An 11594-nucleotide genomic window follows, 5' to 3' on the forward strand; every position below is an offset into this window, starting at 1 on the left:
GGGGGCCGTGAGAACCGCTAGCGAGCGGAGGGGTCGTCGCGGTCGCCTCGGCTATCTCCCTCGTCGTCGAACCCAATGTGGCGACCACTCGAGCCGGTATCGACCGAGTAGTCGTCCTCGTCGAGGTCGACTGTCGTGGCGTCGTCGCTGCGAGTTTCGGTTCCGGTTCCAGTTCCGGTTCCAACTCCCGCGTCCGCTCCAGAGCTACTGGACCACGAAATGCCAGTCGACCTCTCTCCGGGGAACCCGCCCGTCCAGGCAACGCCGCTGGCGAACCCGTCGCTCTTCTTGTCGAGGTAAGGGACGATGACGAATCGCTTGAGCGCGGCGCGAATCGGCACCCGCGTGAGTGGAATCACGAACAGGAAGCCGATGAGGTCGGTCACCAGTCCAGGGGTGAGCAAGAACGCGCCGGCAGCGATCAACAGGGCCCCGTCGAGGAGCTGGTTGGTCGGCGGCTTGCCCTCCGCGAGCGACCGCTGGGTCTTCCGGAGCGTTCTGCGACCTTCGGCGCGCACGAGCAACATGCCGACCAGGCCGGTGAGGACGACGAGGGCGACCATTCCGATCCAGCCGATGTACGTCGTCTGGCTCACGACGACGGCGAGCAACACGGCGTCGAGAAACGGAATGAGCAACAGCGCGAGGATCCACCGAAGCATTACTCGAGATAGCCGCTCGAGGGTGAAAACCCTTTACTCTCGATCGGTCCGGTCCGTTGCTCGTTCGATCGCCGGCCCATCAGCCGTCGATGAAAGGCCATAAACATATAATACGAACATGTTCGACGATATTCCCGCCGACTGGTAATGACCGAGCAACTGACCCGTTACCCGGACATACGCTCTGATAGCGACGAACAATGACTTCACAGACTAGCAGTCGACGGACGTTCTTGCAGGTATCGGGCGGAACACTGGCGCTGGCTCTCGTGGCCGGTTGCGTCGAGGAAGACGAGCCGAGTAGCGACAACAGTGGGAACGGAAATGGGAACGGCAACGGAAACGGCGACGGCAATGACGGCGGCGACTACGACTTCGACGGTTACCTTGATGACGCCAACAACTACGACGGTGTCGAGGACCACACCGGCGAGTCCGAGGTCACCGTCGACGTCGGCGCTGGTTCGGACGGCTTCGGGTACGGGCCTGCGGCCATCGTCGTCGACTCGGGAACGACCGTCGTCTGGGAGTGGACCGGCAAGGGCAGCCCGCACGACGTCATCGCCGAGGACGGAAGCTTCGAGAGCGAGATGCTGAGCGACGAGGGCGAAACCTTCGAGCACACCTTCGAGGAGACGGGCACCTTCACCTACCACTGCTCGCCCCACGTCAACATGGGCATGAAAGGCGCCGTCGTCGTCGAGTAACCCCTCGTTTTCATCCGCGCCCTCCTCTTTGCCTGTCGCCGACGGTCGACGTGCGTTACCGACTCCCGGAGAGCATCGCCTTCAGATGCTCGAGGCTGGCGACCGACGTCGGTCGGTCCATGTGAACGCCGATTTCGCCGGCCGTCGCTGCCAGCCCGAGGCGTTGAACCGGTTCGGGGAGCGAGTACGCCCGCCGGAGCCAGTGGCCGAGTCCGATCTCTCGCTCGAGGTCGTCCCGCCAGGCGTGTTCGTAGGCGGCGAGGCTCGCCGGGCGGTCGGGATCGATCCGGTCGGCGGCGTGATCCGCGCAGGTCATTCCATAGAGGATGCCCCCGCCGGTGAAGGGCTTGGTCTGGGCCGCCGCGTCACCGACGAGAAAGCCGCGACGACTCGTGACTCGATCCGGCGGGCCGATGGGGATCAGGCCCGAGCAGCGGTGTGAGACCTCGACGTCGTAGCCGTCGATCAGGTCTTCGAAGTGGCGGTTGACGTGGGCGCCCGGCGGCGCGGCCAGGCCGTACTCGACGCCGGCGTCGGCGCGCGGAATGCGCCAGGCGAAGAATTTCGGCGCCGTGAGGTGGACGTCGACAAAGTCGCCGGGGTCGTCCTCCGCGGAGAAGGCGAGCACGCCGTGAAGCAACTCGTCGGGCTCGGGAAGCGAGAGCGCTTCCCGGACTCGCGAGCGGGGACCGTCACAACCGGCGACCATCTTCACCTCGACAGTGTCGGTGCCATCGGGGCCTTTGACCGTCACCTCGACGGACCCTTCGCACTCGTCGACGGCCGTCACGGTGTGCCCGTCTCGAACGTCGGCCCCGGCCTCGCGAGCGAGGTCGGCGAGGTGGCGGTCGAGGCCGACCCGATCAATCACGTTCGAGACGACCTCGCGCTTGTAGAACTGGTAGCTGTCGCGTCCGGCACCGTCGGCCTCGTGAGGACCACCGACGTGAAATCGGGCGCCGTACACCTCGTTCTGGAGGAGCTCCTCGCGTGCGCCGTCGCCGGTGAACGACCAGACGTCGGTGCTGACGTGTCCAGAACACGCGAGTGGCTCGCCGATCCGACCCTGCTCGAAGGCGACGACGTCGTATCCCGATTCGGCGGCGCGCCGGGCAAAGCGCGCTCCCGCCGGGCCGACGCCGACGACGGCGAAGTCGTACATACCCGGGACGTACTCATCCGACGGTAAATAGCTTCACGAAGCGCGGTAGCACGGGTTCCGGAAACCTGCCATCCGCGGCGTAGAAACAGTGATATCCTCCTCCCGCGAGCTATCGGGTACATGGACGTTCACGAACGATTCAACGAAACGTACCCGTTCGGCGAGTACCTCGGGCTCGAGGTCACCCGCGTTGAGGAGGGGTACGTGGAAGGGAAGATCGAACTCGAGGCTCACCACTCGCTCTCGGAGTCGACGCTGCTCGCCCACGGAGCCGTCCCCTTTGGACTGGCTGATTCTCTGTCGGCGGCTGCTCTCGCGTCGGTTGAAGGCGCCCCCGGACCGACGCTCGACGTGCGAATCGACTACCTTCGACCGGTGACCGGGGACATCTACGGTTCCGCCGAAGTGGTACGATACGGTGCCGAAACTGGCGTCGTCGAGGCCGAAATCGTCGATGCGGACGATCGAACGCTCGCGACGACTCGAGGCGTGTACAAGACGAATATGGTCGACGGAAACAATCCGTTCGTCGACTCCTGAGTCGGCGATCCAACGGAACCCCGACTATCCTTCGAGCAACGCCAGCGCTCGGTCGACGTCGCCGTCGAATCGCTCGAGCAGGCCTCGCGCGCTCGCTCGCGTCTCCGCGTCGACGGTGACGTGAACCATCCCCACGTCGGGCTGGCCGTAGACGACGCTCGCGCCCTCGGGCGCCGCAAGCAGGGCCGGGAGGACGGCCAGATCCTCTTCGCCGTCGACCACGATGGTCACCGGTTCCGGTCGCTCGAGGCCCTCGACCAGCGCCTCGAGCAGGGATCGGGACAGCACGGCGGGTGGGCTCGCGACCTCGAGGATGGTGTGGTCGTCCTCGGAGCGTTCGTCGTTGACGACGCGCTCGACCTCCGCGTCGACGGTCTCCCGCTTGGTGTAGCCGTCGATCAGGGCGACGTCCGGCGTGCGTCCAGCCTCCAGGAGGTGGTAGGTCACGACGTCGCCGACGGCGATCAATGGTCCGTCGACCGCCTCGAGCAGGATTCTGGGGTCGGTCTCAATGGGCCCCATCGGGTCTTTGAGCTCGTGGCGAAGCGATTCGGGGAGCAAGAGCAGAGGCTGGTCGTCGTCGGGATCAATGCCGTCCGCGTCCACGTCCACGTTCGCGTCGTCTCGAGTCACGGCTGTCGAGTTACGTTTACGAGATCGACTACCGAACCTTGAGGGCGTACGAGCCCGGTTCGGTGACCTGCATCTCCGTCGCGATCTCGCTCTGTTCCGGGTGGGCGATGACGACGTAGCCGGCCCAGTCCTCGGTGAGCGAGGAGGAGGCACAGGCCTCGCAGGTGGTGGCGTCGGCCGGATTGACGAGGTGGCACTCGCGACAGACGAGGCGGTTCGACGCCACGATTATTCACCCGCCGTGACTTCTTCGCGCTGCTCGAACTCCTCGGTCAGCCAGCCGTGTTTGCCCAGGCCGGGCTGTTTGGCCGTGAGACCGATCTTCGAGTCGCGCGGGTTGCGTTCGTCGATGCTCTTCGTCACGATGCGGGCCCGAACGGCGTCGTCGACGCCGATGGCCCGGTCGGACTCGCTCGAGGCCAGTCGCTGATTTTCCCGATCGAACGCGAGGTACTCGTCGGAGATCTGGGAGACGTGGAGCAGTCCGTCCACGGGGCCGATGCCGACGAAGGCGCCGAACTCGACGACCTCGACGATGGTCCCGTCGACGACCTCCTGCATCTGCGGGTCGAAGGTGACCGCGTCGAACTCCGCCTCGTAGTAGACGCCGGGTCGGTTGGGCAGGACCGTCCCCTCGCCGATGTCGTGGACCTCGGTGATGGAGACGACGCTGCCGACTTCCTCGTCCATGCGTCCCTCGAGTTTGTCCTGGAGCAGTTGCTTCACGAGCCCTGGCGAGACGTCGCCGAGGGCTTCCGGGGGCACTTCTACTGTATCCTTTAGTTTGACCCGTTTGTACATCTATGGTTGAGTGGTTGCTAACTTGTTTCTCCCGCGTAATGCAATTACCGGTATCCCTGCCTCGAGGACCCGGTCGCGAAGCGCGAGGTCGTTCGTGACGACGTAGTCGGCGACGCCCTCGCGGGCGAGTTCGACCAGCGCGTCGTCGGCGTACGATTCCTCGGTGTCGACCACGAGACAGCGTTCGGTCGCGAGGTCGTGGCCGACCGTCGCCGCGGTGCCTTCCTCGCCGCCTCGTTCGGACAGGCGCCTGAGTTCCTCGAGAACCGGCTGGGGCGTCGTCGGTTCGTACGAGCCGACGACCCGGTCGAGTTCGTCGAACAGACGCACGTCGAGTTCGACCGGCATCATGAGCGCGCTCGTGTCGAGGACTACCGTCGTGGTCATCTCTCCGGACTATTCCTGGAGCGTGCCGAGGCCGATCAGACGCCATCGGGCGCCGATCCGGCGATTGATGGCAATCTTCGCGCCGGGTTCGGCACAGACGGGGCGCTGGAGGTTGACCTCACATTCGCCCTTGCGGGCGCTGGTGACGGCGCCGACGGTCGTCGAGGTACCGACGGTCATCATCAGCGGTTCGCCCGTGCTGATCGGGTCGATAGTCTCGCTCCCCTCGGCGCCAACGACACGCTCGAGCAGGTCGACGCTCATGGTGAACTGCTCCCAGGTCGGCGGGAGCGACCCCGGCGGACCGGCGATGCGGCCCGCGAGGGCGTCGCCCTTCGTCAGTGACGGGTCCAGTCCGGTGCCGACGCCGAGCAGGCCACCCGGCGTCGCCGTGTCGACGGACTGTCCGGCCGCCTGCAGCGAGCGGACCGTCGTCTCGATTGGAACGTACTCGGACTGGCCGCCCTCTTCGACCTGTCGGCCGGGACGGACCTCGAGTTCGTCGCCGACGTCGAGCTGTCCGGCGACGAGGCTGCCGCCGAGGACGCCGCCGGTGATGTTCTCGTAGGTCGTCCCGGGTTTGTTGATGTCGAAGCTCCGGGCGACGTGCATCCGGGGGTCGACGTCGGGGTCGCGCTCGGGCGTCGGAATCTCCTCCTCGATGGCGCCGATGAGGTAGTCGATGTTGACCTCCTGGCCCGCAGAGAGGGGGACGATGGGAGCGTCCTCAGCGACCGTTCCCTCGACGAACTCTTTGATCTGCTGGTAGTTGTCGCGGGCGGTTTCGGCGTCGACCAGATCGACCTTGTTCTGGGCGATGACGATGTTCTCGATGCCGATGATGTCCAGCGCCATCAGGTGCTCCTCGGTCTGGGGCTGTGGCACGGGCTCGGACGCCGAGACGACGAGCACGGCACCGTCCATCAGCGAGGCGCCCGACAACATCGTCGCCATCAGGGTCTCGTGTCCCGGGGCGTCGACGAACGACACGGTCCGGACGGGCTCGCTTTCGGAGCCGTCCGGACACTCCTCTTCGACGGTGAAACACTCGGGTTCGTCGACCCCGGGACAGCGACGGAACGTCGCGTCCGCGTAGCCCAGCCTGATGGAGATGCCGCGTTTCATCTCCTCTGAGTGCTGGTCGGTCCACGAGCCGCTCAGGGCCTGCACCAGCGTCGTCTTGCCGTGATCGACGTGGCCGACGAGTCCGATGTTCACCTCCGGTTGTCCATTTCCTGCCATAAGACGGTAAGTAATTCTACTAGGGCTTCCGCCCTGCGATTGATAAACCTACTGTTCTGCAGGTGCGTGCGCCAGTCCCTGCCAGCCTCGCCTCGTCGAGCGATGGCGGGTGCCCAACCCGCTACCTCGACACCGCTCGAGTGGTTTGCGTTCGGGCCGACTGCTCGAGGGAGGCGCAATCGAGAGCGACGGGTGGGGCGAGAGTGGCGGGCGCGACAGACGCGACGGGCATGGTGGGAGGACGGGCACGGTGGCGAGAGTTTTCCGATCTCTTACAAAAAACAGATTCAGCGAACGTTTTAGTCGTTCCTAGTCGATCATCCGATATGAGCAAACCCGACGTCTCGAGCGACTCTACGATCCTCGAGTGTACGGACTGTCTCGGACCGGCGGAGGCGTTCGCCCTCATCGGCAACGAGACGCGCCTCTCGATCCTCGAGGCGCTGTGGGCCGCCGACGAGCGCCCGGTGGCATTTTCGGACCTTCGACGAGCGGTCGACATGCGCGATTCCGCGCAGTTCAACTACCACCTCCAGAAGCTCTCGGGCCAGTTCGTGGTCCAGCGAGACGGCGGCTACGACTTCAAACACGCCGGCGAGAAGGTCGTTAGATCTGTGATCGCCGGCACGTTCAACGAACACCCCGACCTCGACCCCTTTCCCGTACAGGGCGGTTGCGTCACCTGCGGCGGCCCGCTCCAGGGCGTCTACGACGACGAACGACTGGCCATCGAGTGCGCCGACTGCGGCCAGCGCCACGGTGAGTACTCGTTCCCGCCGGGCGGCCTCGCCGACCGGACCCACGAGGAAGTCGCCGAGGCGTTCGACAACCGGGTGCGCCACCTGCACTGTCTGGCCGCCGATGGCGTCTGTCCGGAGTGCAGCGGTCGGATGGAAACCCACGTCGTCGAGGAGGGTGCGTGTTGTCTCGGCGTCGACGTTCGCGTCGACCACGAGTGCGTTCAGTGCGGGCACACCCTCTGTTCGGCCGCCGGTCTCCGCCTGCTAGATCACTCTGCCGTCGTGACCTTCCACCGCGAACGCGGGATCAACCTCGACGAGCGCCCCTACTGGACGCTCCCGTGGTGCGTCAGCGACGAGTTCACCCGCGTCGTGAGTCGCGACCCGTACCGACTCGAGGTCCGGATGCCCGCTGGCGAGGACGTGATGACCGTCCGGCTGGACGACGACCTGGACGTGCTCGAGACGAGCGTCGACTCGCGGTTTTGTTGAAACGAACGAACGCCTTCTCGCAACCGAACGACTACCCGCCTACTCCCGCTCGCCCGCACCCAGCGCGCTCTCGCCCACTTTCTCGTGGCCCTCGATAACTTCCTGACCGCCCATGTACGGCCGGAGCGCCTCCGGGACGGTGACGGTGCCATCCTCGTTCTGGTAGTACTCGAGGATCGCCACCATCACGCGCGGCAGCGCCAGCCCCGAGGCGTTGAGCGTGTGGAGGTATTCGGCCGACTCGTGACGCTCGGGCCGGTAGCGCAGGCCGGCCCGGCGGGCCTGGAAGTCCTCGAAGTTCGACGCGCTCGAGACCTCGAGCCAGCGTCCGCCTTCCGCGGGGCCATCGTCCATGTCGTCGCCGGGCGCCCAGACCTCGATGTCGTAAGTCTTCGCGCTCGCGAACGTCAGGTCGCCGGTGCAGAGTTCCAGGATGCGGTAGGGGAGTTCCAGTCGCTCGAGGACTTCCTCGGCCTCGCCCAGCAGGGCCTCGAGGCGGTCGTAACTTGTCTCGGGTTCGACGAAGTTGACCAACTCGACCTTGTTGAATTGGTGAACGCGAACGATGCCGCGGGTCTCGGTGCCGTGTTCGCCGGCTTCCCGCCGGAAGTTGGGGGTGACCGCCTGGTGTTTCAACGGCAGGTCGTCCTTCAGGAGGATCTCGTCGGCGTACATGTTGGTGACGGAGACCTCAGCGGTCGGGCAGAGCCAGAGGTCCTCGTCCTCGTACGCGTCCTCGTTGCTGCCGCCGAGGCGGTAGGCGTCGTCGACGAATTTGGGGAACTGGCCCGTCCCCCGCATTGACGCACTATTGACCGGGACCGGCGGCAGGAGGTCGACGTATCCCTGTTCGCGGTGGATTTCGAGCATGAACTGGATCAGCGCGTGCTCGAGGCGGGCGCCGTCGCCCTTGAGGAAGTAAAAGCCGGCGCCGGTGGTCTTGGCTGCCCGGGCTTCGTCGATGACGTCCAGGTCCTCGCCCAGGTCGTAGTGGGGCGTCACCTCCGCGGGCAGGTCGCGCAGGTCGTCGAAGCCCCACCGACGGCGCTCGACGTTCTCGTCCTCGTCCGCGCCGACGGGAACGCTCTCGTCGGGAATCTGGGGCAACTCGAGGATGCGCTCCTCGAGTTCGGCCTCGAGGTCGGTCGCCCGGTTCTCGACCTTCTCGATCTCGGCCTTGAGCGACTGCGAGCGCTCGATGGCTTCCTCGGCCTCTTCGTCCTCGCCGGCCTGTTTCAGTTCGCCGATTTTCGAACTCACCTCGTTTCGCTGGTGGCGAAGGTCGTCGCCGCGGGCTTTCAGATCGCGCCACTCCTCGTCGGCCTCCAGGATTGCCTCGAGGTCGACGTCGGTCCCCCGGTTCTCGAGGGCCGTGCGGACCGCCTCGGGGTCCTCGCGCAGGATCGTCCGGTCGAGCATTGGGCGTCGATTCCCGCCCCCCGGCAAAAACCGTGTCGGATGTGTGTGACGGTGAGACAGTCGATTCCCGTCTCCCGTCTGAGGACGGCCGACTCGAGCCTTCGGCCGTTTCGCGATTTCGTCGTATCGAGCTTTAGCCGTCTCTAGGAGCACACGGAGACAGTCCGTCTCGTGTTCAAGGCTCTCCGGCCGGGATTGCCCGGGCAACGTTGTCGTTCGAAAGAACTGATCGGGTAACTCTGTCAGTCAAAAACTGACAGTCGCAACGTCACTCGAGGGCCGTTCCCCCGAGTCGTGGGTTAGCGATCAGCTCACCGGACCAGGCCGGCGAGCCAGAGGAGGACTCCGGCCCCGACCATTATCATGCCCGTCGCCGAGGTGATGGGTTCCGGGAAGAGAACGAGGACGACCCCGGCGGCGACGAGCAGCGTGCCGAGACCGTACTTCGCCCTCGCCCGACTCAACCAGCTGCCCGACTCGTCGTCGACCGTCTCCGATTCCGCACTCGACCGGCCGAACCAGCTTCCTCGCTCGTCCTGCCCTGGCCGCATGGAGTTCCACCGTCGCCAGCCGGATCGGCCGCTCGATTCATCCGGTGGCTCCTCCGCCGACCGCCGCCGTACTCGATCGAGCCAGGTTCTCGATTCGTCTTCGGCACGGACTGACGTTTGTCTTCCTCGCATGTGCTATACTCACGCATCGTGACCGAATAGCGACTCGCTTTCTAGTGCCAGCCATTGAAAGTCACCCCGATAGATAGGACACGAACGAGAGGGGTGTCGTTCAGTTCGCTCTGATCGTCACGGTTCGTTGAAATCAAATGACCGGGCGCTCGAGCCATCGAACGCGTCCCAGTCGATGCGCGACCGCTGCGACTGCGGGCGGGAAACGCTTTTTTCCACGCGGTGGGTCTGTTCGGACATGGACCCGCTCGCGGACGAGGCGCCGTCGACGCCCATCGAGTACGAGCCGATCAGCGTCAAGGACGTGTTGATCGAGATGAAAGACACGGCCGAACTGCTGATCGACCTCGCGTACTCCGCCGTGCTCCACCGGAACGAGGACCTCGCGCGCGAGGTTCTTCGCCTTGAGTCGCGCATGGATCGCCTCGAGATGCGTGGGCGGATGAGCCTCATGATGGCGGCCCGAAACCCGGACGACGCCGAACAGCTCGCGCCGGTGCTGGGCATCGTCGTCGCGGCCGACCAGATCAGCGACGCCGCCGGCGACATCGCGAAGGTCGTCCTGGAGGACATTGGGCTCCCGGAGGCGATGCGCGCGGCGCTTCCCGAGGCCGTCGAGACGCTCGTCCGCGAGGTCGTCGCCGACGACTCGGCCTATGCCGGGCGAACCCTCGAGGACATCAACATGGAATCCGAGACGGGGGTCCGAGTCATCGCGCTCCGGCGTGGCGACAAGTGGATCCTCAACCCCGGTCCCCAGACGACGGTCGAAGCCGCCGACGTGGCGTTCATGCGCGGGCCCGACTCCGGGATCAAGGAAGTCTGTGAGACTATGACCGGTACGCCCCACGAACCTCCGGTCGCCGCGACGCCCGACCTGGCGGACCTCGAGCGGGCCGTCGACGCCATCGTTCACATGAAGAACCTCTCTGAGCTGGCCGTCGACCTCGCCTACAGCAGCGTCCTCTTCGACAGCGACGACCTGGCCGAGGAGGTTCAGAACCTCGAGGTCGAGGTCGACGCGCTCGAATCGCGCTTCGAGGCGTGGGCGCTGCGAGCGGCCGCCGACGCCTCGGATCCGGTGCGACTACGTGGCCTGATCCACCTGAGCAAGGCGTCGGAGGTCATCAGCGACGCCGCCGTCGACATCACCGAGGGCGTCTTTCGCGAGATCGACGTCCACCCGGTGGTGCAAATGGCCGTCGAGGAGAGCGACGAGATCATCACCCGCCTCGAGGTCGAGCCGGGGAGCCAGTTAGACGGCCAGTCGATCGTCGACGGGATGCCCGACACCGAGTCGACCATGTCGATCATCGCTATCCGTCGGCCCGAGGACGGCTGGTTGCTGGTCGGGGACGCCGACGCGAGCCTCCAGGCGGGTGACGTGCTGATCGCGAAAGGAACCAGGACATCGGCGTCGGCGTTCGAGGACCTGGCTCGAGCCTGATTCGTTTTCCCGGCCTTACTGGCGTTCACTCCACTCATCCGCCAGCAACCCGTACCGAAGGAGGTCCACGTACTCACCCTCGACGAACGCCTCCCGGCGAAACTCGCCTTCCTTCTGGAACCCCGCCTTCTCGAGTACACGTGCCGAGGCACCGTTCGTCGCGTAGACGCTCGCGTACACCTTGTTGAGCCGTCGTTCGGTGAACGCGTACCCGCAAAGAGCCTCGACTGCGTCGGTGGCGTAGCCGTTGCCCCACTCGGCCGGCGCAACCATGTACGCGATTTCGGCACAACCCCAGACGTCGTTCGGGGGCTCGAGGGTGACGATGCCGACGGCCTCGCCGTCGACGCAGATCAAGAGTTTGACGGCGTCGTCCTCGCCGATCGATTCGATCCACTCTTGCTCCTGGTGGCCGGCAATGGGACGGTGGGCGAACAGGCTCGTCCGGACGGCCGGGTCGTTGATCAGTTCCTGCAAGAATTCGGCGTCCTCGAGTTCGACGGTTCGCAGTTCGACGCGCTCTCCCTCGAGGAATACGGCTCCGGGCATACGCTTCACTCACGGACTACGTACTTCAACGTCGCCGTCGTGTGCTACGAATTCACTCTGGCCGGACGACCGGGATCACGCCGCCCGAACGGCCGGGATCACGCTGTCTCTAGTTGAGGAGTACGCGTCC

Annotated in this window: 14 protein-coding genes; 4 read left to right on the plus strand and 10 right to left on the minus strand. The window is 65.5% G+C overall.

Annotated elements, in window-relative coordinates; all coding sequences use genetic code 11:
• Nucleotides 1–17: 17 nt before the first annotated feature.
• The gene (locus ACFQS4_RS17895; RefSeq protein WP_500195026.1) at nt 18–662 is read right to left on the minus strand and encodes an FxsA family protein; all 645 of its coding nucleotides are present in this window, start codon (nt 660–662) and stop codon (nt 18–20) included.
• Nucleotides 663–862: 200 nt separating this feature from the next.
• Between ACFQS4_RS17895 and ACFQS4_RS17900 the strand changes: the two genes are divergently transcribed.
• On the plus strand, nt 863–1369 hold the full coding sequence (locus tag ACFQS4_RS17900) for a halocyanin domain-containing protein (RefSeq protein ID WP_500195028.1): 507 nt from the start codon (nt 863–865) through the stop codon (nt 1367–1369).
• Between the two features lie 55 nt (nt 1370–1424).
• Here ACFQS4_RS17900 and ACFQS4_RS17905 read toward each other — a convergent pair whose 3' ends face one another.
• The gene (locus tag ACFQS4_RS17905) at nt 1425–2531 is read right to left on the minus strand and encodes a geranylgeranyl reductase family protein (RefSeq protein WP_500195029.1); all 1107 of its coding nucleotides are present in this window, start codon (nt 2529–2531) and stop codon (nt 1425–1427) included.
• A gap of 120 nt (nt 2532–2651) precedes the next feature.
• Here ACFQS4_RS17905 and ACFQS4_RS17910 point away from each other — a divergent pair, with 120 nt between their 5' ends.
• Nucleotides 2652–3071 carry a PaaI family thioesterase gene (locus ACFQS4_RS17910; protein WP_500195032.1) on the plus strand — a complete coding sequence of 140 codons (420 nt, stop codon included), beginning with the start codon at nt 2652–2654 and terminating at the stop codon, nt 3069–3071.
• A gap of 24 nt (nt 3072–3095) precedes the next feature.
• Here ACFQS4_RS17910 and ACFQS4_RS17915 read toward each other — a convergent pair whose 3' ends face one another.
• The 5 genes from ACFQS4_RS17915 to ACFQS4_RS17935 are packed head-to-tail and all read right to left on the minus strand — an operon-like array spanning nt 3096 to nt 6134.
• On the minus strand, nt 3096–3704 hold the full coding sequence (locus ACFQS4_RS17915) for a GTP-dependent dephospho-CoA kinase family protein (protein WP_500195034.1): 609 nt from the start codon (nt 3702–3704) through the stop codon (nt 3096–3098).
• A gap of 28 nt (nt 3705–3732) precedes the next feature.
• Complete coding sequence (gene spt4, locus ACFQS4_RS17920) at nt 3733–3930, minus strand: transcription elongation factor subunit Spt4 (RefSeq protein ID WP_500195036.1); 198 nt, start codon at nt 3928–3930, stop codon at nt 3733–3735.
• A 2-nt stretch (nt 3931–3932) separates the two neighbouring features.
• The gene (locus tag ACFQS4_RS17925) at nt 3933–4505 is read right to left on the minus strand and encodes a DNA-directed RNA polymerase (RefSeq protein WP_253430163.1); all 573 of its coding nucleotides are present in this window, start codon (nt 4503–4505) and stop codon (nt 3933–3935) included.
• Nucleotides 4506–4892, minus strand: a complete 387-nt coding sequence (locus ACFQS4_RS17930) for a type II toxin-antitoxin system VapC family toxin (protein ID WP_254158270.1) — start codon at nt 4890–4892, stop codon at nt 4506–4508.
• Nucleotides 4893–4901: 9 nt separating this feature from the next.
• On the minus strand, nt 4902–6134 hold the full coding sequence (locus ACFQS4_RS17935; protein ID WP_500195040.1) for a translation initiation factor IF-2 subunit gamma: 1233 nt from the start codon (nt 6132–6134) through the stop codon (nt 4902–4904).
• Nucleotides 6135–6460: 326 nt separating this feature from the next.
• Here ACFQS4_RS17935 and ACFQS4_RS17940 point away from each other — a divergent pair, with 326 nt between their 5' ends.
• On the plus strand, nt 6461–7366 hold the full coding sequence (locus ACFQS4_RS17940; RefSeq protein ID WP_500195042.1) for a DUF7351 domain-containing protein: 906 nt from the start codon (nt 6461–6463) through the stop codon (nt 7364–7366).
• A 39-nt stretch (nt 7367–7405) separates the two neighbouring features.
• On the opposite strand, the gene serS is transcribed toward ACFQS4_RS17940, so the two are convergent.
• Both serS and ACFQS4_RS17950 read right to left on the minus strand, forming a co-directional pair.
• Nucleotides 7406–8785, minus strand: a complete 1380-nt coding sequence (serS, locus tag ACFQS4_RS17945; protein WP_500195044.1) for a serine--tRNA ligase — start codon at nt 8783–8785, stop codon at nt 7406–7408.
• Nucleotides 8786–9096: 311 nt separating this feature from the next.
• Nucleotides 9097–9336 (minus strand): hypothetical protein, encoded by a 240-nt coding sequence (locus tag ACFQS4_RS17950; RefSeq protein WP_500195046.1) that lies wholly within the window; start codon nt 9334–9336, stop codon nt 9097–9099.
• A 370-nt stretch (nt 9337–9706) separates the two neighbouring features.
• Between ACFQS4_RS17950 and ACFQS4_RS17955 the strand changes: the two genes are divergently transcribed.
• The gene (locus tag ACFQS4_RS17955) at nt 9707–10915 is read left to right on the plus strand and encodes a potassium channel family protein (protein ID WP_500195048.1); all 1209 of its coding nucleotides are present in this window, start codon (nt 9707–9709) and stop codon (nt 10913–10915) included.
• Between the two features lie 15 nt (nt 10916–10930).
• Here the strand turns inward: ACFQS4_RS17955 and ACFQS4_RS17960 are convergent, their stop codons facing one another.
• Nucleotides 10931–11464, minus strand: a complete 534-nt coding sequence (locus tag ACFQS4_RS17960) for a GNAT family N-acetyltransferase (protein ID WP_500195050.1) — start codon at nt 11462–11464, stop codon at nt 10931–10933.
• Nucleotides 11465–11594: the final 130 nt, after the last annotated feature.

This window comes from Saliphagus sp. GCM10025317 (genome assembly GCF_042663665.1).
Classification (GTDB): Archaea; Halobacteriota; Halobacteria; order Halobacteriales; family Natrialbaceae; genus Natronosalvus.